Origin of the sequence: Brevundimonas sp. Leaf280 (assembly GCF_001422455.1) — a bacterium.
GTDB lineage: Bacteria > Pseudomonadota > Alphaproteobacteria > Caulobacterales > Caulobacteraceae > Brevundimonas.
This window is the reverse complement of record NZ_LMNC01000002.1, coordinates 410,113-431,151: the sequence shown is the minus strand read 5'-3', so window position 1 is coordinate 431,151 and position 21,039 is coordinate 410,113. Positions and strand designations below refer to the sequence as shown.

The following is a 21,039-nucleotide window of genomic DNA, read 5'->3' as shown; positions in this document are numbered from 1 at the left end:
TTCTCCTAGCGCCGTTCAAGAATGCGGAAGGTGAAGGCGTGGTCGTCCTTCTCGCCCGCCGGGTGCGATTCTGACGATACCTCGACCCAGGCGGTTTCGTCGAATGATGGAAAAACGGCGTCGCCTTCGGGAGAGGCCTCGACCTCGGTGACGTACAGTCGCCTCGCGCGGGGCAGGGACGCCTCGAACAGGGCGGTGCCGCCGATGATGCAGATCTCCTCGATGCCATCGTCCTCGGCGGTTTCGCGCCCGATCTCGATGGCCTCGTCCAGGGTGGCGCAGACCAGCGCGCCCTTGGACATGCCGTCGCTTTCGTAGGATTCGTCACGCGTCAGCACGATGTTCAGCCGACCCGGCAGAGGCTTTAGCGGCAGGCTCTCCCAAGTCTTGCGGCCCATCAGGCAGGGCTTGCCCACGGTGATGGCCTTGAACCTCTGCAAGTCGCTGCGGAGCCGCCAGGGCAGGTCGCCGTCGCGACCGATGACGCCATTGCGTCCACGCGCGACGACCAGGGCGATAAGAGGAACGGTCATACATTCGGCTCCAGCCACTTCAGCCATTTGCGCTGCATGGCCTGATCCAGATCGACACCCGCCCGCGCGCAGTAGATCAGCAGCATCCCCAGCACATCCGCCGCCTCGTCACCCAGCGCCTGTCTGTCGGGCGCGCCTCTCGCTCGGCTGGTCAGACGCAGGTGCTCGGCGGTCAGTTCGCCAAGCTCTTCCTGCAGTTTGAGCAAGGCCCAGTCGCGGTCGCGGTCGATACCGTGTTCGGCGGCATAGATGTCGGAGATGCGAAGCACCGACGCGGACAAATCGCGCAAATCCATCCGTTCAGCGGCGCTCGACGCTGACGCCGTCTGCGGCGAAGGCCTCAAGGCGCGATCGGGCATCGGCGTCGTTCAGCGCATAGGCGTCGAGGAAATCCTCTGTCGCCCGGATGATCTGATCAAACTGCTCGCCTTGGGCCGTCCCCGGCAGCTGGTGGTCTGCACCCGCGAAGATCATGAGAGTTTTGTCGCCTGCCGGACTATTGTCGAACGGCGCGCGATGATCGCGCCAATCGCTGACGAAGCCGGGCACCAGATCCTGATCGCCGGTGATCACCAACAGCGGACTGTCAAGCGTGCGGTAGCTGTCGGAGGTGACGAGGCCGGGGATGGAGCCGGCCGAGGAAAAGGCGATCACGCCTTTTACCGCCGGGTCGCCTGCGGGGCCTGCCGCGGTGACGGCGCCGCCCTCGATCACGGACATCAGAGAGCCAAACGAATGCCCCGCCACGATCAGCGGTTTGCCCGAATGCGCATGAGCGGCGATGCCGCGTGCGACGCCCAGGTCGATCAGCCTGGTCGAGAAGGCAGCGCGATTGTCATATTTCTCATGTTCGAGATGCCGTAGAGAATCGACGTGCAGCGGTGCAATTACCGTGAAACCATGAGCCGCCCAGGCCGACAGAATGCGGGCATAGGCCGTCGGCGAACCGTTATAGCCGTGGCTGAACACCACCACGCCGCGTTCGGCCGGGGCGGTCCAGATGCTGATCGGTATGGCCCGACCGTCCGGCGCAGGCACCCTGATTTGTACCGGAGTGATCTCGGCGGCTTTAACGGCGGATGAGATCGGCTGGGCGATCGCTGACACTGCCGGCGTCGCGAGCAGAATGAGACCAAGAGAGAAGGCGCGGATCATCGTGAATGACCTTAAACGGCGACGGCGGCCTTGATGTGCGGCCAGGCTTCGTAGCCTTCGAGGGTAAAATCCGAGAGGTCGAAGGCGAACAGGTCGGTCTTGGGCGCGATCTGCATGACGGGCAGGGGCAGGGGCTCGCGGGTCAGCTGAAGCTCGGCCTGCTCAAGGTGGTTCAGATAAAGGTGGGCGTCCCCGAAGGTGTGGACGAAGTCGCCCGGCTCCAACCCCAACACCTGGGCCAGCATCATCGTCAGCAGGGCGTAGGAGGCGATGTTGAACGGCACGCCCAGGAAGACATCGGCGCTGCGTTGATACAGCTGGCAGCTCAGTTTGCCGTCGGCGACGAAGAACTGGAACAGGCAATGGCAGGGCGGCAATGCCATGTCGTCGACATCGGCCGGGTTCCAGGCAGTGACGATGTGGCGGCGGCTGTTCGGATTGGTCTTCAGCCCATGAACCAGTTTCTCGATCTGGTCGATGACTCGCCCGTCCGGCGCGGTCCAGGACCGCCATTGTTTGCCGTAGACCGGACCCAGCTCGCCCTCGGCGTCGGCCCATTCGTCCCAGATGCGGACGCCGTTGTCCTTTAGATAGGCGATATTTGTCTCGCCGCGCAGGAACCACAGCAGTTCGACGATGATCGACCGCAGATGCAGCTTCTTGGTCGTCAGGACCGGGAAACCCTTGGACAGATCGAACCGCATCTGGCGACCGAAGACGCCCAAGGTGCCGGTGCCGGTGCGGTCGTCGCGACGGACGCCATTGTCGAGGATGTCGCGCAGCAGGTTCAGATACTGCCGCTCGGGATGATCGGCGGGCGCCGCAGCGATGCGAGCCTGAAGTTCAGCGATGGCGACCTGAGCGTTCATGGCGTCAGCTTCCACCCGAATCGGTCTTTCGCCAATCGGCCGTCGCCGCTCGCCATCGGATCGTTGTGGATCGAATTAACCCCCGAAGCCGCCTTCGTCGAGGAAAGCCTGTTCTTCAGGCTTGGTCTGGCGGCCTAGTGCGGCGTTACGGTGCGGGAAGCGGCCGAAGCGGACGATGATGTCGCGGTGCAGCTTGCCCCATTTCTCCAGCTCTTCGTCGCCCGCGACCAAGGCCATGTAGCGGTCCTGGTCCTCGATCCGTTCGGAGTGCTCGAAGGGCAAAAGCAGGAAGTTCATGAAAGCCGGCTCGACCGCCAGGTGCAGATCGCGCGCCACCGCCTGATTGGCGAACATCAGGGCCAGCGGGTCTGTGGCGAACTGATGCGCCGTACCGCGAAAACTGTTTCGGGGATACTGGTCCAGCAGGATCAGCATCGCCAAGGCGCCCCGGGCCGTGTCCATCCAGTCGTCCAGTTCGCGGCGCGCGGCGGCCCAATGCAGGGCGCGGCCTCGGTCGCGGAAGTCGGCGTCGAATGCCTCGTCCTTGGCGAACCACTTTTCAGGCCCAGCCTCTTTCCAGAAGGCGACGACGTCGGATGGGGTTATGAAGGCGGTCATGACCCAGACCCTACCCAATCCGCTGCCCGTCTTCCATGACCGCGACTGCGACCTTTCGATCATCCGCGGTAAGCGCGTGGCCATGATCGGTTACGGCAGCCAGGGGCGCACCCACGCGCTGAACCTGCGAGGTTCGGGCGTGACCGACATCGTCATCGGGCTGAAGGCGGGGTCGAAGACTCGTGACGCAGCGCGCGCGGATGGATTCGAGGTGATGACAGCCGCCGAGGCGGCGGCCGACGCCGACGTGATTGCGCTGATGACCTCGGACGAGGCGCATCGCGATCTGTGGCGCGACGAGCTGGAGCCGAACGTGCGGCCCGGCGCGGCCCTGGTTTTCGCCCACGGCCTGTCGGTGCGATTCGGCCTGGTCGAACCGCGCGCGGATCTGGACGTCATCCTGGCCTCGCCCAAGGGGATCGGGCCGCGCATCCGCGATCTGTACGAAGCCGGAGAGGGGGTCTTCTGCCTGTTTGGCGTACAGCAGGACGCCACAGGCGGCGCGCATGCGCTGGGCCTGTCCTATGCGGCGGCGCTTGGCTGCGGGCGCAAGGGCATTCTGGAAACGACGATGCGCGACGAGTGCGAGAGCGACCTGTTCGGCGAACAGGTGGTTCTGTGCGGCGGCATCGCCGAACTGATCGACGCGGCCTTCATGAAGCTGGTCGACGCCGGCTATCCGCCCGAGGTGGCGTGGTTCGAATGTTTCTATGAAACCAAGCTGGTGACCGACCTGATGTACGAACGGGGCATCGCCGGCGCCTTCGCCAAGATTTCGAACACGGCGGAATACGGCGCCTATCTGACCGGACCGCGCATCATCGGATCCGAGTCTCGCCAGGCGATGGATCAGGTTTTGGCCGAGGTTCAGGGCGGGGCGTTCGTGGGGCGGCTGATGGCGGATTATGACGCGGGATCGCCCGATCTGACTGCACGCAGAAAGGCGCTGGGCTCAAGGACCATCGAGTCGGTTGGAGCGCATCTGAATGCGGTGGCGCGCCGGGCGATGGAGAGCGCGGCGAACGACGACTGACGCGGACATGGCAGCGGGCGAAAGGCCCGCTGTCGCATCGTCGATTTTTCTGAGGAGAAGATGGTCGGAGTGAGAGGATTCGAACCTCCGACCCCTGCGTCCCGAACGCAGTGCTCTACCAGGCTGAGCCACACTCCGACCGTGGGGGCTGGCCTGGCGGCGTCGCCCCGAAGTGAGGACGCGGCTTATAGCCATGGGTTCGATGGGCCGCAAGCGCCCATTTTGACCCATCTTCACGGTAAGCGAAAATAGTCCTGAAAGAGGGTGTTGCATCCCAAAACGGCTTGGCGTATCTGACCGCCTCCGCCGCACAGAGTGCTTCGGAAACGCCGGTCCTGCTGGGGAATGGTGTAATGGTAACACTACGGTTTTTGGTACCGTCATTCTAGGTTCGAGTCCTAGTTCCCCAGCCATCCGTTTTAATCCCATTGAAATCATTGGAAGTCCTTACTCCATAAGGATTTCCGCGACGGCCTCGGTCCAAAAGGTCGGTCCAAAATGGGAAGAAAACGCATTCACGCTTCGTCCAAGGTGAAGGGTCTACGCCGCAGCGGCGTTTCGGGTCTTTGGGAGGCCCGGAAAGTGATTCCGGCGGACCTCCGGGCGATGTTCGGAAAGAGCGAGTTCAAGGTCGCTCTGAACACCAAGGACGAAAACGAAGCCGTTCGGGTCGGCGCTCCCATCCTCGCCGACTGGAGCGACCAGATCGCCAAGGCTCAAGATCGCTCGGTGCTGGCGTCGGCTCCCCTCCAGCGTCAGGCCATCGACCGTGACCGCGCCTTCGCAGCGATCCAGCGTTGGACTTCTTTTAGGCTCAAAGCCGCTCTGAACGAAGCCTTCAACGGCGGCCTTGAACCGGCGCCGGTCGGGTTCAGCGATGAAATGCGCGAACACGTCCAGAGGGTCGGTGATCTTCGATCCGGCGACTGGTCCAAGGTCGCGGACTTCGACGCCAAGCTGGCCGAGGCCCTGAACAGCCAAAGGATCATGTGTGATCCGCTCCACCCGGCGATCCCGGCGATGCGGGGATGGTTCGCCTCGGCTCTGGCCGACGTGGAAAATGGGATCATGGAATATAGGCGTGGACGCCTGTCAGACGCGCCAGATGCCTCCTCTCCCACACCGGTCTTGCCGGTGACCGTTGAGCTTCCCGTGAACCCCTCTCCCGCCGCGCATCCTGTCGCGGGGATGAAGCTTCTGGACCTCCTCGACCGTTGGGAGGCGGCGAAAGGAAAAAGCGAAAAGCGCCATCGCGGCTATGTGACCCGGCTGTCTGAATTCCTCGGCGACCCTGACGTGTCGCAGATCACCCCACTCCAAATGGATTCGTTTCTCATCGAGTTGAAGCGGTTCCCGAACACCAAACGGGACATCGAGAAGACGCCGTTCATGACGGCCATCGCCGAGGCCGAGAAGCGCGACGATTATCGCGTCCTCCACATCAAAACCGTTTGGAACTGGACTGTCGTCTATAAGGCTCTCTTCGAGTTCGCCGTGGATCGCGACCTCATGCGGAAGAACCCCGCCGCCAAGATGATGAAGAAGCCAGCGGCGGACGAGAGCGAAGAGCGCGATCCCTACGAAGCCGAGGACTTGGCGACCATCTTCAAGACCCCGATGTTCCAAGGCGCTGTCTCGGCTCTTGGCTATCGGAACACTCCCGGTTCCCTGATCACCAAAGATCACAAATATTGGCTCCCGATCATCGCCCTATGGACCGGCGGGCGGGTCGAGGAACTGGCGTCGTTGGACGTGTCGGAGATCAAGACCGAGGAAGAGATCAGCTTCATCGACCTGACTGGGCGCCCGTTGAAAGGCTTGCGCCGAGTGAAGAACGCTTCGGCCCGGCGCATCATTCCGATCCATGATCGGCTGATCGCCCTCGGCTTCATGAAATATGTGGCCGAACGTAAGTCTGGCTTGTTGTTCCCTGAACTCGACGGCGACGCGGTGAAGATGTCGGTCAAGTTCGGGAAATGGTGGGGTCTCTGGTGCGAGAACGTCGCTAAGGTGAAGGGGGAAGGGCTGGACGATCCCCAAAAGGTCTTCCATTCGTTCCGACACTCTTGGAAGCGCGCCGCCCGTATGTCGGACGCCAAGGAAGAAATCCACGATCTGATCTCCGGCCACAAGGACGGGAACTCGGTGGCTCGCGGCTATGGACGCGGGGTGGATTTGATGACGCTCAAAGCCGCGATGGACCTGATAGACTTTCCGGCATTTCCGACCCTTCCAAAGTAGCTGTTGAGACAACGGCTCTGTAAACTAATGTCGGCAGAATTTCAGGATAAGGCTTCATGGCGATCTTGACGGTGGGCGGTCTCGCCTTGGTCCAGCATGCGGCGGGCGGCGCGATCCTGTCTTATGGCGGGTCTTATCTGGGCGGCACCTATGTCGGAGCGAATGTCGTATCGGCCTTCACCACAGCCGCTGGCGTCCTGTCGCAGATGTCGGCGACAGCGGTGTCCGTGGCTTCCGCTCCTGCCGCCATGCCTATCCTCGCAGGGGCCGCTACGGTCGCGGTCGTGGCGGCTGGAGCCTATTGCTATTTCCACGGCATCCCGGCGCCGGTCGTTGAGATGCTGAGCGCGGCAGGAGTCGGGTCGGCTGGAGCCAAAGGCTTCGCCGTGACCGTCTCCAAACTGGCACCGGCGCTGATTGCGCTGGGTGTGGCGGGCTACCTCTCCTACGTCGTCTACAAGGACTTCAGGGCATTCAAGGCCGACTATCAGGCTCGCGTGGCCCAGCCGACCGGCGACATCGACAGCGACGCGCACTCCTACCCCTATGCCTTCGACAGCGAGGGCAAGCGTCGGCAGTCTTGGTGGGCTTGGCTGATCAGCGTCTTCGCCCGACTGCTCGGGCGCAAGCCGCGCGGTCAGGTGCCGGTCAGTCGGCGGCTGACGTAGCGATGCTGTCGGTCATCGCCATCCTCACGGTTCGGTGGACATCAATCAGATCAGAAAGCCAATAGACGGCTTGCCGTAGCTTGGCTTTAAGTCGCGAAATGACCCGATCTAAACCTTACGCTCAAGGCGCTCTTGATGGCCTCTGCGGTCCCTACGCCATCGTCAACGCCTTGATGCACATCGGTCATCGTGGCGATCCTGCTGACCTCTTCCAGACCGCTTGTTCCGCAGTTAGCTCGCGACGCTGGCCAGCGCTGTTGTGGGAAGGAACGTGGTTTGGCGACCTCAAGAAAATGCTCGCTGCTTGCATGCGCGAGTTCGACGCCCAGATTGATGTTCAGGTCTCGTATCCATTCTGGAGAACTGCGCCAGCAAACAACAATGGCTATTGGGCCGAGTTTGACGAGATTTTCGACGACGAAGACGTTCTCTGCGGGATTGTCGGCATCACCCGCCCATCAGACCATTGGCTGGTTATCGCCCGTGATGGTGGGCGTATCGTCTTCTACGATTCCGAACCTTTGAAGCCGATGAAGCGCGTCAACCGCAAGAGCCTTTACGCCGGTGTGCGTGGCCCCAAGACCAAGAAGTGGGTGATCGACAGGCGCGAACTCGTTGTGTTCCGTCGCATGGACTGACGAGGCTTCTCTGGTCGATCACGCGTTCCGTCCAACGGAGATCGTAATCTCGTTGATCGCGCTTGGCCGGTGCTTGGGCATTCCGGTGTAGTCGAAGTTCCGCCAGCGCGTTTCGGCCGCCAGAACCTCGCCCCATGCCCGTTCGAACATCGTCGTCAGGACGAAGAAGGATGGATGGGCCGATGAGACGGATAGACCTCGCGAAGCCGTCAACGCGAGAAGGTGGGCTTCTACGGCGTTGGTCTGATCGTCGAGGCTCTCGAAGATTGCTTTTCGCTGGGCGGCAGCATCATCCGATCCAGCGATTGCAGCAAACGCTTCGACCCGGCCGTCTTTGTGCGCTGCCCCGAATAGTCGGCACTCTTCCTCGTAGGTTGCTCGCCCAGCCATCGGATTTGGGTCATGAAGGATAGCTTGGGCACGTCGATAGAGTTCGTTGTCTCGCCACTCCTCGATCATTGAGACCACGGTGTGGACAGGGAGTCGTTCCACATCGTCTTGGAGCTTAGTCCAATTCTGCTGACCAGTTTTGCGCTCATAGCTCCGAGTTATCTTCGAGCGGCGATGGTGCTTGAAGGCACCGACTTCAGACGTTGGATACCAAGCGGTCCCGCCGGTGGGGCTGGTTGTCGAGCGATAGTAGGCCGGGCCGCCGCCGACCCCCTTTGCATCGGGCTTTGCCAAGTTCGCCAGATAGCCCGGACTGACTCCAATTTCGTCGGCGGCTTCATCTCTGGTGAGAAGTTGCTCGTCAGGAATGCCCAGTAGCGCAGCGAGAGCGGACTTTTTGATCGAGCGATAGGGCGAAACGGAGTCAGACATAACGCCGACCCTCACTCTTCGAAGCTTTCAATCCAGTTTCGAACTCGCCGCAAAATGACGAGTCGGACCGGAATGTGAGAACTCGGGCGCTGATGTGAAAAGGGCTTGATTAACCTCATCTATCATCGCTCGGTCTCGACCCGAAATTGTGCGCTTTACCCTCATCGACAACCGATGAGGACATCACAACACATGGTCATTCGCCGCCAGAAGGTCTCTCAAGTTCAGAAGGCTCCGGCCGCCAATGACAACTTGCCCACCAATACGCCGCCGCCCGCCTCACCCACCGGGCGACTGAAGGGGGGTGCGCGCATCGCTCCGATGGACGTCACGTTCGAGGTCGCCAACGATACCACGTCGCGCCATGACGTCATCCGCTACGCGACTGTCTGTTCGGGCATTGAAGGCGTTAGTCTGGCGTGGGAACCGCTCGGCGACTTCGAGCCGGTCTTCTTCTCTGAGATCGACCGCTATCCTAGTGCGGTGCTGAAGCACCATTGGCCGCAGGTGCCTAACCTCGGAGACATGCTCGACATCGACGGCACCGACTGGCGCGGAAAGCTGGATGTTCTGTGGGGATCGACGCCCTGCACGGCCTTCAGCCGCACTGGCAGTCGTCTGGGAATGGGCGATCCGCGCGGCGCTCTCACGCGCCAGTTCGTTGATCTTGCCAACGACATCGACCCCGAGTTCGTCATCCTCGAAAACGTCAAAGGACTCTTGAGTGACCGTGAAAATGCCTTCGGCTGCTATCTCGGCGCCATCGTCGGTGCGCCCGATCCGCTCCTCTGCCGCGAAAAGCGCTGGCCGAACTTCGGCTATGTCGCCGGTGTTCGCCGACACGTCGCTTGGAGAGTTCTCGACGCGCAACATGGCGGCGTGGCGCAACGGCGCGAGCGTGTCTTTGTTGTCGGATGTCCTCGAAACGGACCCGATCCCCGAGAGGTTCTTTTTGAGCAAGCGCGCCAAAGAGGGGATCGCCATGCGGCTGCTGGAACGGCCCGCCACCGCGAAGCGGTCACTGCCGCCCGACTGGGTAATCGCCGCCCTGCGGTCTACCTGAACGCTGACGCGACGCCGAAGTGGGCGGTGGAACAGTCCTTTACGCTTCGTGCGGCCGGAGGCTCTGGCGGGAGGGCCTGTGTTGTGGTCGATGGCAGGGTCCGCGAACTGACGCCGGTTGAACGCGAGAGGCTGATGGGAATGCCTGACGGGCACACAGACATCGCATGGCTCGGAAAGCTCCGCTCGCTCGATGTCGCGCGGTTTAAGGCCCTCGGAAACTCGCTGTCGGTTCCCGACGTCCGCTGGCTGGGAGAACGGATCAAATTGGCGCGGATGATCCACCGGGCTTCGGAGGAGCAACTGGCGGCGTAGCGGGCGTCAAACTCGGTGCTTTGGGGGGCGAGGGCTTATTGACCTCGGCGGCTTGCGCGTGAATCCGAGCGATCAGCAACACCTGACGCTTCGCTAGCCAGTCCTGCGGAAGTTGGCGACGCTTCCAGCGTTCAAGATCGTCGAGCGGGAACAGGAGGTCATCGTCGTTCATCGCCGTGCCTCCTTCTCCAGCCACAACACTGCCCAACCGACCCGGAGTGCGAGCATGAACCGGCATTCGCGCCAGAGCGTCTGAAACAGGTCGATGAGCGCGTCGCTCGATGGGCCGCGCGCCCCCCTCAGACAAAGATAATTCTCGGCGCGGCCGAGCCATGCGCTGCTAAAATGCCGATGGGAGTCGGTTAGTCCGCGTTCGTGGAAGTGGTGGTAGATGTCCATACCGCCTATTTATTCTGGCGGCAGAATGGGGTGCGCTTAGGCGCAGACATACTCGAACTCGACGTCAGGGAAACGCGAGAAGAGCGACTTGGCGTCAACCTCCCAAAGCGCTTCTCCATAGCGAAACATCACGAAGCGCCCGCGTTGCAGACGCCCTTCCTCTATCAAGTGCTGCATCGCCTGTAGCTCGCCTTCCACCTCCCGCTTCCGAAACCAGTTGTGGCTATCCGAGTGGCTGGTCTTGAGTTCCAGTTCGGCGAGAAGCGAGCGGCCGGTAGGAGAAAGAACCACGAGGTCGTGGCGACGACCTCTGCCGAGAGAAAGAGACCACTCACCCGACCATTGCGCGCGCACCGGGTCGATGCCCACGCATGAGCCGTCAGGCAGCCAGAACGGGACACGCGGGAAGTCAGCGTCGCGAAGTTTGCCGAACAGGCGACTCTCGAAGTCCTTCTCGCGCAAACATCCGACTGGATGCCTACGATACTCCTCTGCAACCTCGTTCAACGCCGCATCGATTTGGGGCCAAGGATCGAAATCCCGGCCCTGAAAGGCGCAGTTTTGAGCGGGCGGCGACCGGCGGATCGTGATGACGTCGGGAAGACCCGCATAGGCTTCTGGTTGACCGGTCATGATCACCGACACGACGGTCTCGACCTGCCCATGATCGATATATGGCCGCCACTTGCCCACGTCGCTGGTTAGGACGTTTGGCCGAGCGCGAGTGTTGCGACCGGCTAATGTGGCGACGGCGGAAGCGTCGATTTTAGTCTCGATGATGACGGCATATGGCGGCTCGAACTTGGAGGGTGCGCCGTTCAACTTGCCACGCACCATCTGCGGGCGGTCTTGAAGAACTGCGAGATCAACCTCCTTGCCGCCACGACCTCCGTCAGGTTTCAATTCGCGAAACACCCGAGGAATGGTCAGCGCGGGGTGATGCCCGCGCGCGATGACTTCGCTCGAAAGCGACGCTTCCAGACGATAGGGAAGGAGACGAAGAAGCTCCACCTGAAGGAGCGCCTGTAGTTCGCACTCATTCAATGCCGCCGTGGGATCACGCGCCAGAAGCGCTTCGACAGCAGCGCAAGCTTCTCGAACGACAGAAAGTGTCACTACGCCACTACGAGTGTCGTGGTGACGGCCATAGAGCAATCGCGGCAGCAGCCAGCGAGTCAGCCCGCCGCGCAATCGCATTTTCATCCCATGACGCTTCCGAGGCGATTGCGATGTTCGTCTTCAGGAGAGAGTCGTGCAGTCGGGTGCGTTTGGATTCGAAGTTCAGGTTGCTGGCTGAGGAGTTCGCCGGGGGCGTGAGCAGCGTCAGGTTCGGCAGCGTCTGGATCACTGCTTGCCGGGTCTCGATCTCAGATCGCATCGCTTCATCCACCCCCGTCACCAAATCCACTGGAGCCGATGCTCCGCTGGCCAGAGGCCAATGCATCGACCAGTTCTGAGGCATGATGTGCTCGATGGTGAGACCGTCTTGCAGCGTGCCCTCAATGTTAAAGCGGTCGCGCATGGCGAACTCCAACTCCTCCAGTATAAGCTTCAGCCGGTGCTGGGGAATCCAGCCGTATTGAGGACGGTTCCGAATGGCCGACGCAAATTCTGCGTCGGTCGGAAAACGCGACGTGTCCGCCGCCTTTTTTGATTCCATCACGGTGAAGAAGGCGTCCTCATTCACGCCGTGCGCCTTCAGATAGGCGGCCACTTCGACGAACAGGTTGTTGTAGTTCTTGGGCGTCAGGTAGCAGATGGCGCGGCGGATGACGTAGCTGCCGATCAGGTCGTAGAGCCGAGCCTTGGTCTCATCGTCTGCATCCGATTGGGCGATGACCAACACAAGTGGATAGGCTGTGGAGAGGTCAAACGTATTCAGGCGCCGCGACAGTTTCGAGAGTTCGCCCGTCGATGATGGCTCGGCGAGTTGCCGGTAGGCGGGCGCATATTTGGTCAGTGCGCGCAGTTCGTCGGCCGTGGAATGAAACGCACTAGCGACGACGAAAGCCTTGTATTCGGAGAATAGCTCGCCGAGCGATATGACCGCCCCTCGTTCAGCCGCCAGAACATGACCCAAGAAGAAGTCGATCCTCGGCTTCTTGATGCGCCCCTGAGTTTGTTCCTGTTTCCAGAACGGCTGCTCGAACTCGGACCAGTGCTCCTCAAGGAGAGCGGCCTGATCCTCGCCTCGCCGGTTCGCCCGATGGAAAACGTCGTTGCGAACGAGGTCCATAGCGGCCAGCGGCTTACCGCCGCTGTTCAGGGTTTCGAAGATGACCTGTGCATCGTCGTCAGCAGCCAGAGTGATGACGATAAGTCGGAAATGCTCGAACAGCACCGTCGATAGCGCCAACAATCGCCTTTGCAGGGCGGCGCGATCATACTTGGTGCTATCGGTCAGCCACACTCCCTCGCGGATATAGTCGTCGGCCTGTTCCCAAAAATACCAGTAGGCCCAGAGGGGGCCGGGCGCCGCGCCTTTGATGTTGCCGTTTTTGTAGAAGTGGTCGGGATACTTTTTCCGAAGCGCCGGTCGGTCGAGGTCGATGATGTGCCTGAAGAGAATCCGGTCGTAAGTCGTCGGCTCAAGTTTGTAGCGCTCGGTCGCCCGGTCCTGCATCGGGGTGTCGTCGCTGTGGACGATGAGGTCGGAGATTTGGCGAGCTATCCCATCAAACTCATAACTCTTGGCGACATCGCGCAAGGCAGCAAAACAGAGATGGAAAGTTGTCAGGCGCTGCTGGCCATCGACGACGTTGAACGCCTGAATCCTGCCAAACACAGGATCGCTGTCAGGGATGAACAGCAGCGCGCCCATGTAGTGCGAGAAGGCTACCTTGTTCGTCTTCAGAAGCTCATCGGCTTTGGCTTCGATCTGATCGACCAGAGGCTCAAGCTCCCGCTGGTTCCATGCGTAGGTCCGCTGGTAGATTGGGACGATAAAGCGCTGCCGCTCACTCAAAATCTTCCCGATGGACAGTGGTTTGGCGTCCATTTTCAAATCCCCCCGCTATATCGCCACATAGGCGAAATAGAATTCATCTGTCACTACCCAGCCGAGCGCGGAGCCGTCTGGCACGCTCAGCACAGAAGAATGGCTGGCGCGCTGAAACCGGTCGTATAGTCGGTTGCGGGCCGTGGTTTGAAGTTGATTCAAACGCCGCCAGCGCAGAACATCGCCGCCAACAATCAGCCGGGGGACGGCCGCGATTCGAGAGACTGGTGAGCGCCGGTAGCTATCGCTAACGCTCCGGCCCGCATCGGGGAAACATGAGCATCGCGCCCACCTATACGCCGCATCAGGCCAAATATTTCGCGCACTTCCTGACCCGCGAGGGACTAGACGAGGGCGAAGGGCTGACGCAATCGCTGTCGTCGGCGCGCGTGGACCTGAACCCGCACCAAGTCGATGCCGCGATGTTCGCTCTGCGCTCGCCCCTGTCTAAGGGAGTGATGCTCGCTGACGAGGTGGGGTTGGGTAAGACCATCGAAGCAGCGCTCGTGCTGTCGCAGCGTTGGTGGGAGCGGAAACGGCACCTGCTGCTGATCGTCCCCGCCTCGCTGCGGAAGCAGTGGGCGACCGAACTGCGAGAGAAGTTCTCGCTCCCTTCCGTGATCCTCGACGCCAAGCGGGTCAAAGACCTTGCCAAGGCGGGCAAACCGAACCCGCTTGGGCGCGAGGAAGGGATCGTCATCCTCTCCTACGAATATGCGGCGCGGATCGCCGACCAGCTTCGAAGTGTGCCGTGGAGCCTCGTGGTCTTCGACGAAGCCCACAAACTGCGGAACGTCTATAAGTCCGCCGAGAACTCGCGGGCCGCCGTGCTGCGAGAAGCGTTGGCCGGGCGTCAGAAGCTGCTGCTAACGGCGACGCCGCTCCAGAACAATCTGATGGAGCTATATGGTCTCGTCACCATTATCGACGACACCTACTTCGGGTCGGAAGAGGCGTTCAGAGCCGAGTTCGGCAGCGCATCGAACGCAGCACAGGCGCTGCTGGGGCGACGGCTTGAGCCGATCTGCAAACGCACCCTGCGCCGTCAGGTTCAGAAGGCGGGCCTGATCAACTACACCAACCGTCTACCCAAGACGTTCGACTTCACGCCCGACAAACTGGAGACGGACCTCTACGAGCACATGTCACTATACCTCCAGCGGAGCGACACGCTGGCGGTCGGGCAAAACGGCCGACATCTGGTCACGCTGGTCCTTCGAAAAATCCTCGGCTCGTCGTCGTTCGCGGTCGCGGCGACGCTGGACAAGATGGTCGCCCGTCTGGGCCAAAGGCTGGCGGTGAACGAGGAGGCGCTGGCCGACATCGACGGGGTTGAGGAAACCGCCGAGGAATGGCGGGAGGACGGCGACTCTCGCGAAGCCGAGGCTCTGGAAGACGAGACCGATGACGCCATCGACGACATCGATCCCGAGCATCTGAAGGCCGAGATCGAGGAACTGACCCGCTATCGCGATCTCGCGGCGTCGATCCAGACCAATGCCAAAGGCAACGCTCTCGTAAAGGGTTTGTCGGGCGTTTTGGACGAAATCGCGGGCAAGGGCGGCCAGCGGAAAGCGGTTGTTTTCACCGAGTCCGTCCGAACTCAGACCTACCTACGCGAGGTCTTGGAGCGAAGCGGCTTCGAGGGTCAGACCGTCGTCCTGAATGGCTCGAACTCGGACAAGGACAGCGCCGCGATCTACAAGGCGTGGCTGGAAAAGCACCGGGGCACCGATGTCGTTTCCGGCTCCAAGACGGCCGACATGAAGGCCGCAATCGTGGACGCATTCAGGAATGACCGGACGATCCTGATCGCCACGGAGTCGGGCGCTGAGGGCATCAACCTTCAGTTCTGCTCCCTGCTGATCAACTATGACCTGCCTTGGAACCCTCAAAGGGTCGAACAGCGCATAGGCCGCTGTCATCGCTACGGTCAGAAGATCGACGTCACCGTAATCAACTTCATGAACCGGAAGAACCAAGCCGAGGCCCGGATCGTCCAGCTTTTGGATCAGAAATTCCGGCTGTTCGAGGGTGTTTTCGGCTCATCGGATGAGGTGCTGGGCGCCATCGAATCTGGCGTCGATATCGAACGGCGCATCCTCGACATCGTGCAGTCGTGCCGCTCCAACGATGCGATCAACGACGCTTTCGACCGCCTTCAGCAGGAGTTCAGCGTCGAGATCGACGAGGCCAAGACCGAAGCCCGCAACAAGCTGCTCGCCGAGATGGACGACAAGGTGATTGCGCGCCTGAAGTTTCGGCAGGGTGCGGTCTCGTCGTCGCTCGATGAGTTCAAGCGCACCTTGTTGACGCTCGCGCGCGCCGAACTGCCGGAGGCGCGCTTCCACGCAGATCATGTCGAAAGGTTCGACTACGACAACGAGACATATTCGACCGAATGGCCCGAAGCCGATGAGCGCGGCTGGAAGTTCTTCCGATTGGCTGACGAAGGGCTAGCGGACCAGATCATCGTGCGCGCGATTGATCGTGATCTGGACACGGCTGAAGTCGCTTTCGACTACGACGCCTATGATGGCAAGCTGGCCGATGTCGCACCGTATCGCGGTAAGAGTGGTTGGCTGAAGGTCGCGCGCCTAAAACTGGTGACGCCCGCCCGCACCTTTGACGAACTGGTCTGCGCCGCCGCGACTGACGATGGAGAGATCGTCAATGTGGAGACTGCCGCGCGGATGTTGACCGTGCCCGGATCAGTGACCGGCGCCGCCAAGGGCGCAGCGCCCGAAACCGCTTTGTCCAAGATGCTGGAGGATGGCCAGACCGAGATCGTCGGGCGGGCGCAGGAAAGGCTGGGCGACTTCCTCAACGAGGAGGAAGAGCGGCTCGACAATTGGCGCGACGACGCGCGGGTCTCCTACGATCAACAGATCAAGGGCCTGACCAAGGAAGCCAACGAGAAGAAGAAGGCCGCCCGCGCCGTCCAGAACCTTCAGGAGAAGGTCGAGCTACAGCGCGAGGCATCGGCTCTGAAGCGTCAGGCGGACGACCTCCAGCACCAGCTTTACACCCGGCTGAACGAGATCAACGAGGAACGCGAACGCATGCTCGATGAGATCACCGAGAAGCTCAATCTGACGCCCGAAATGACGACCCTGTTCACGATCCGCTGGAGCCTTGCCTGATGGCCGCCAAGACCAAGCTCGAACTGACGTGGATCGGCAAGGACAACCGCCCACGGCTTGAGCCGCGCATCCTGATTGAGGAGGAGCGGCTCTCATATCATTCAGCCGAGCGACGTCCCGATAGCTTGTTCGATAACGTGTTGATTAGGGGGGACAACCTCCTCGCGCTGAAGGCGCTTGAGGCTCAGTTCTCCGGGCAAGTGAACTGCGTCTATCTCGACCCACCATACAACACCGGATCGGCCTTTAAGTATTATGACGACGGGGTTGAGCACTCTCTTTGGCTGTCTCTACTTCGAGAGCGACTTAGTATCATTGAACGCCTCCTATCGAAAGATGGACATGTATTCGCCCAAGCCGATGACAACGAGGGGCACTACTTAAAAGTTCTCATGGACGAGATTTTCGGACGTCAGAACTTTATCGCGACCTTCCTCTGGAGGAAGGTGGATAGCCCGAACGATAACAAGGTGCCTGTATCACCAAACCACGAGTTTATTTTCTGCTACGCAAAGTCAAAGCAGCATTCTCGACTCCGACAGAAGCCAGACCCCGAGTTAGTCAAGGCTTACGGTCAAGTTGCGAATGATGGGCGCCGTTATCGGGATCGGCTCCTCAAGAAAAATGGAAAGAACAGCTTGCGCGAGGACCGACCCTCGATGTTCTTTCCTATTCCAGCACCGGATGGGGAAGAAATTTTGCCTATCCACGATGACGGTCGCGAGGCGTGCTGGGCGCTGGGGAAGACTGCCGTTTTCGATTTGCTTTCGAAAGACCAAATCATCTGGAAACAGCGACAGACTGCTAAAGGCGAGGCGTGGGTTCCATACACTCGCGAGTGGGCGCCTTCGTCGCCTACTCGGCCCTATGCGACGATCTGGAGCGATCTCGACACAACGCGCCAGACCAAGGCGCATCAGAAAGATTTGTTTGGGGCAGACAAGGTTTTCTCCACGCCAAAACCGGAAGACCTAATCAGCCGCATTCTTGAGATGTGCACGGTAGACGGCGATCTTGTGCTCGATTCTTTCGCTGGCTCAGGCACCACGGGTGCGGTCGCTCATAAGATGGGCCGCCGCTGGATCATGGTCGAGCTTGGGGACCATTGCGAGACCCACATCGTTCCGCGCCTGAAGAAGGTCATCAACAGCGAGGACCACGGCGGGATCACTGAAGCTGTCGGCTGGAAGGGCGGTGGCGGATACCGCTACTTCAAGCTGGCACCATCCCTGCTGGAGAAGGATCAGTTCGATAATTGGGTGATCTCGAAGTCCTATAATGCAGAGATGTTGGCTGAGGCGATGTGCAAGCATTTCGGCTTCACCTACGCGCCATCGGACGTGCACTATTGGATGCACGGCCATTCATCCGAGACGGACTTCATCTACGTCACGACAAATAGTCTGACCCACGAGCAGCTTGCGTCCATCTCCGACGAAGTGGGGCTAGATCGGACTCTGCTGATCTGCTGCAAGGCATTCCAAGGTAGCAACGCCGACGCCTTCGATAACCTGACGATCCGTAAAATTCCGGGCGCGATCCTCGACCGCTGCGAATGGGGCAAGGACGACTACTCTCTGAAGATCGAGGCTCTGCCACTGATCGAAGATGAGCCGGTAGACGAGGCTGAAGAAGCGCCTCGCCGGAAGACTGCGATCAATCCGAACCAGCCCGGTCTGTTCGGCGGCGGCGAGGAGATCGCGTCTTGAGTGTCTCGGTCGTCGATCCCAAGCGTGCCGAGACCCAAATCAATCAACGGCTCTCGCTACGGAAGCCGCAGTCGGAATCGCTGCACCGCCTTGCCGACATCGTGGACTTGATCGCGCCTTCCAAGGAAACCGACGTCGAGACTGCGCGTGAAGCGATCCGGGCGGCTTATGGTGATCTGGACGACGCCTATTTCGAGGATTTCGAGCGGGACTTCCCGAGCGTCTGCTTCGCTCTGGCGACTGGGGTGGGCAAGACCCGGTTGATGGGCGCCTTCGTCAGCTACCTGTTCATGATCGGCAAGAGCCGCAACTTCTTTGTGCTGGCGCCGAACCTGACCATCTACGAGAAGCTGCTGGCTGACTTCAAACCCTCCAGCCCGAAGTATGTTTTCAAGGGCATCGAGGCGTTCGCCCACCAGCCACCGCTGATCGTCAACGCCGAGAACTACGAGGAAGGACGCGGCGTTCGCGGCGCCGACTTGCTGGGGCAGGAAGCCGCGATCATCAACATCTTCAACATCTCGAAGATCAATTCTGACACTACCTCATCGGCCAAGAAGGGTCAGCTTCCCCGGATCAAGCGCCTTCAGGAATATATCGGCGAAAGCTATTTCAGCTATCTAGCGGGCCTCGATGATCTGGTCCTGCTGATGGACGAGGCGCACCGTTATCGCGGCTCGGCGGGCGCCAAGGCCATCGCCGAACTTAGGCCGATCCTCGGACTGGAAGTCACCGCGACGCCCAAGAGCGTTGGCGCCAAGTCGGCCGCCTTCAAGAACGTCGTCTATCGTTACGATCTGCCCGAGGCGATGAAGGACGGCTACATCAAGGAACCGGCGATCGGCACCCGCGCCAACTTCGACCCGAAGTCAGTCGATGAGGCCACGCTGGAGCGCATCAAGCTCGAAGACGGCATCCACTACCATGAGCATGTGAAGGTTCAGCTTGCGACCTACGCCAAGCAGAACGAGAAGCCGTTGGTGCATCCGTTCATGCTGGTAGTGACGCAGGACACCGACCATGCCCGCCGCGTGCGCGAGTTCGTCGAGTCCGATGGGTTCTTCGAAGGCCGCTACAAGGGCCGGGTCGCGGAAATCCACTCCAAACTGACCGGCGAGGAGAGCGACGAGAACGCTCAGCGATTGCTCAACATCGAGAAGAGCGGCGACACGGACATCGTGATCCACGTCAACAAGCTGAAGGAAGGTTGGGACGTTTCCAACCTCTTCACCATCGTCCCGCTGCGCGCTGCGGCGTCAGACATCCTGACCGAACAGACCCTCGGCCGGGGCCTACGTCTGCCCTACGGGAAGCGCACCAGCGTAGATGCCGTGGATACCCTGACGGTCATCGCCCATGACCGCTTCAATGACCTGATCGATAAGGCCAAGGACGCGGATGGCGTTATCCATTCGCTGAAGCAGGTGAAGATCGGCGAAGGCGGCGACGTCTCGGCTTCCAAACCGGTGATGGTCGAAGCGCCGTCCGTAATCGAGCAGATGCTGAAGCAGGTCGTGCGTCCGCCCGAGGATGATGTGGCGACTGAGTTCGCTCCTGAAGTCAAACCTCATGGCGTCTCAGAGCCGCCAGCGCCCGCCTTCACCTTCCAGAGGGAGGAGGAACTGGCTTTGGCGCAGACGGTGCTTACCGACGTCCTCCCGACCATCAAGACGCAGGTCGCGACCATCAAAGACTTGAACGACGAGAAGGTGGTGAAGCGCATCGTCGCCGACGCCATGGCGATCCAGCGCGGCAAGAGCGGTTTGTTCTCGGACCTGACCGAGGAGCGCGCCGAAGCCGTTGTGAAGGAGTTCTGCGCGGCGTTCGTCGCCAAGACCATCGCCATCCCCAGCCTGACTGTGACGCCTCAGGATCAGGTGTCGTTCGGCTTCCAGCCTTTCACGCTCGATGTCGGTAGCTGGAACTACCAGCCGCTCTCACGCGAGCTTCTGGTGCAGGTGCTCCGCACCGAGAAGCAGACCGTGATCAGCGGCGAAGAGGGTGGCGATACGCCCGCCCGACTGGAGGACTATCTGGTCGTCAAGCTGATCGACTTCGACGAGATCGACTACGACTCCCACGCGCAGCTTCTCTACGACCTCGCCGGTCAAGTGGTGGCGCACCTGACCAGCTATCTGAAAGACGACGAGGAAGTCCGCGCCACGCTTCAAGGCTGGAGCAGGGACATGGCCAAGGCCGTGTTCGCCCAGATGCGCCAGCACATGTGGCGGACGACAACGACCTATCGTGTGACCTTAAACGCCGCCTTCAGCGAACTTAAGCCACAGGCGTTCGATGGGTCAGGCAAGGACGCGGTGCGCGACTTCCGCAGCCCGCCCGAGAGGCTGAACGAGATCAAGCGCTTCATCTTCACCGGCTTCGGCCCGCGTGCCTGCTACGCGCAGGCGAAGTTCGACTCTGACACAGAGCGGAAAATGGCGGTGCTCTTGGAGCGCGATCCCACGGTCGAACTCTGGATGAAGCCCGGCCCCAACCAGTTCAAGATTTTCGACAGCGAGGGGTCCGCCTACCGCCCCGACTTCGTGGTCGAGACCAAGACCGAGCGCCTGATCATTGAGACCAAACGGCGCTCGGACATGGAGGATGTGGAAGTTCGCCGAAAAGCCGACGCTGCCTCTCTCTGGTGCTTCATCGCAACCGAACACCATGCCAAGCAGCACGGCGACAAGCCGTGGCGCTACGCGCTGGTGCCCGACGATGCAGTGCAGCCGAACGCGACGCTCGACGGTCTGCTGTCGCAGTTCGTGCGGGCACCGGATGCGGACCTTCGGGGACGATATGAATTGAGCGAAGGCGGCTGATAGGAGCGAAGGGG

Annotated in this window: 17 protein-coding genes and 2 tRNA genes; 9 read left to right on the top strand and 10 right to left on the bottom strand. The window is 60.8% G+C overall.

All coding sequences use genetic code 11. The features are described 5' to 3' along the window. Positions 1 to 5 precede the first annotated feature (5 nt). The 5 genes from ASF31_RS05700 to ASF31_RS05680 all read right to left on the bottom strand — a co-directional run bounded on the left by ASF31_RS05700 (position 6) and on the right by ASF31_RS05680 (position 3,175). Complete coding sequence (locus ASF31_RS05700) at positions 6 to 533, bottom strand: dihydrofolate reductase (protein ID WP_055753740.1); 528 nt, start codon at positions 531 to 533, stop codon at positions 6 to 8. Next, complete coding sequence (locus ASF31_RS05695) at positions 530 to 802, bottom strand: phosphoribosyl-ATP pyrophosphohydrolase (protein WP_235551258.1); 273 nt, start codon at positions 800 to 802, stop codon at positions 530 to 532. Before ASF31_RS05695 ends, ASF31_RS05700 begins: the two co-directional genes overlap by 4 nt. 31 nt (positions 803 to 833) lie before the next feature. Then, complete coding sequence (locus ASF31_RS05690; RefSeq protein ID WP_055753738.1) at positions 834 to 1,688, bottom strand: alpha/beta hydrolase; 855 nt, start codon at positions 1,686 to 1,688, stop codon at positions 834 to 836. A gap of 11 nt (positions 1,689 to 1,699) precedes the next feature. Continuing rightward, positions 1,700 to 2,557, bottom strand: a complete 858-nt coding sequence (locus tag ASF31_RS05685) for a thymidylate synthase (protein ID WP_055753834.1) — start codon at positions 2,555 to 2,557, stop codon at positions 1,700 to 1,702. 75 nt (positions 2,558 to 2,632) lie between these two features. Then, entirely contained in the window at positions 2,633 to 3,175 is a 543-nt protein-coding gene (locus ASF31_RS05680; protein WP_055753737.1) for a DUF924 family protein, read from the bottom strand. On the opposite strand from ASF31_RS05680, the gene ilvC reads away from it, so the two are divergent. Further along, positions 3,174 to 4,208, top strand: a complete 1,035-nt coding sequence (gene ilvC, locus ASF31_RS05675; protein WP_055753833.1) for a ketol-acid reductoisomerase — start codon at positions 3,174 to 3,176, stop codon at positions 4,206 to 4,208. The genes ASF31_RS05680 and ilvC overlap by 2 nt on opposite strands. A gap of 61 nt (positions 4,209 to 4,269) precedes the next feature. Here ilvC and ASF31_RS05670 read toward each other — a convergent pair. Continuing rightward, positions 4,270 to 4,346 (bottom strand) — tRNA-Pro (locus tag ASF31_RS05670). 201 nt (positions 4,347 to 4,547) lie between these two features. On the opposite strand from ASF31_RS05670, the gene ASF31_RS05665 reads away from it, so the two are divergent. The 4 genes from ASF31_RS05665 to ASF31_RS14425 all read left to right on the top strand — a co-directional run bounded on the left by ASF31_RS05665 (position 4,548) and on the right by ASF31_RS14425 (position 7,755). Beyond that, positions 4,548 to 4,621: transfer RNA gene (locus ASF31_RS05665), tRNA-Gln, on the top strand. Between the two features lie 85 nt (positions 4,622 to 4,706). Further along, on the top strand, positions 4,707 to 6,449 hold the full coding sequence (locus tag ASF31_RS05660) for a site-specific integrase (RefSeq protein ID WP_082465042.1): 1,743 nt from the start codon (positions 4,707 to 4,709) through the stop codon (positions 6,447 to 6,449). A 56-nt stretch (positions 6,450 to 6,505) separates the two neighbouring features. After that, a complete protein-coding gene (locus tag ASF31_RS05655; RefSeq protein ID WP_055753735.1) occupies positions 6,506 to 7,117 on the top strand; it encodes a hypothetical protein in 612 nt (203 codons plus the stop codon). A 98-nt stretch (positions 7,118 to 7,215) separates the two neighbouring features. Then, positions 7,216 to 7,755 (top strand): hypothetical protein, encoded by a 540-nt coding sequence (locus ASF31_RS14425; RefSeq protein WP_156355897.1) that lies wholly within the window; start codon positions 7,216 to 7,218, stop codon positions 7,753 to 7,755. 18 nt (positions 7,756 to 7,773) lie between these two features. On the opposite strand, the gene ASF31_RS05645 is transcribed toward ASF31_RS14425, so the two are convergent. After that, positions 7,774 to 8,577 (bottom strand): hypothetical protein, encoded by an 804-nt coding sequence (locus ASF31_RS05645; protein ID WP_055753733.1) that lies wholly within the window; start codon positions 8,575 to 8,577, stop codon positions 7,774 to 7,776. A gap of 192 nt (positions 8,578 to 8,769) precedes the next feature. On the opposite strand from ASF31_RS05645, the gene ASF31_RS14265 reads away from it, so the two are divergent. Next, a complete protein-coding gene (locus ASF31_RS14265) occupies positions 8,770 to 9,954 on the top strand; it encodes a DNA cytosine methyltransferase (protein ID WP_235551257.1) in 1,185 nt (394 codons plus the stop codon). A 168-nt stretch (positions 9,955 to 10,122) separates the two neighbouring features. Here ASF31_RS14265 and ASF31_RS14555 read toward each other — a convergent pair whose 3' ends face one another. Genes ASF31_RS14555 through ASF31_RS05615 form a run of 3 tightly spaced genes read right to left on the bottom strand, consistent with a single transcriptional unit; the run spans position 10,123 to position 13,351 of the window. After that, the gene (locus ASF31_RS14555) at positions 10,123 to 10,353 is read right to left on the bottom strand and encodes a DUF6626 family protein (RefSeq protein ID WP_055753729.1); all 231 of its coding nucleotides are present in this window, start codon (positions 10,351 to 10,353) and stop codon (positions 10,123 to 10,125) included. A gap of 36 nt (positions 10,354 to 10,389) precedes the next feature. Beyond that, positions 10,390 to 11,556: a hypothetical protein gene (locus tag ASF31_RS05620; protein WP_162233942.1), complete on the bottom strand. Its 1,167-nt coding sequence runs from the start codon at positions 11,554 to 11,556 to the stop codon at positions 10,390 to 10,392. Continuing rightward, positions 11,477 to 13,351: a DUF262 domain-containing protein gene (locus ASF31_RS05615; RefSeq protein ID WP_055753727.1), complete on the bottom strand. Its 1,875-nt coding sequence runs from the start codon at positions 13,349 to 13,351 to the stop codon at positions 11,477 to 11,479. Before ASF31_RS05615 ends, ASF31_RS05620 begins: the two co-directional genes overlap by 80 nt. Before the next feature lie 275 nt (positions 13,352 to 13,626). On the opposite strand from ASF31_RS05615, the gene ASF31_RS05610 reads away from it, so the two are divergent. Genes ASF31_RS05610 through ASF31_RS05600 form a run of 3 tightly spaced genes read left to right on the top strand, consistent with a single transcriptional unit; the run spans position 13,627 to position 21,025 of the window. Next, entirely contained in the window at positions 13,627 to 16,494 is a 2,868-nt protein-coding gene (locus tag ASF31_RS05610) for an SNF2-related protein (RefSeq protein ID WP_055753726.1), read from the top strand. After that, a complete protein-coding gene (locus ASF31_RS05605) occupies positions 16,494 to 18,203 on the top strand; it encodes a site-specific DNA-methyltransferase (protein WP_055753725.1) in 1,710 nt (569 codons plus the stop codon). The genes ASF31_RS05610 and ASF31_RS05605 overlap by 1 nt, the downstream gene beginning before the upstream one ends. Continuing rightward, on the top strand, positions 18,200 to 21,025 hold the full coding sequence (locus tag ASF31_RS05600; protein WP_055753724.1) for a DEAD/DEAH box helicase family protein: 2,826 nt from the start codon (positions 18,200 to 18,202) through the stop codon (positions 21,023 to 21,025). Before ASF31_RS05605 ends, ASF31_RS05600 begins: the two co-directional genes overlap by 4 nt. The last annotated feature ends 14 nt before the right edge of the window (positions 21,026 to 21,039 follow it).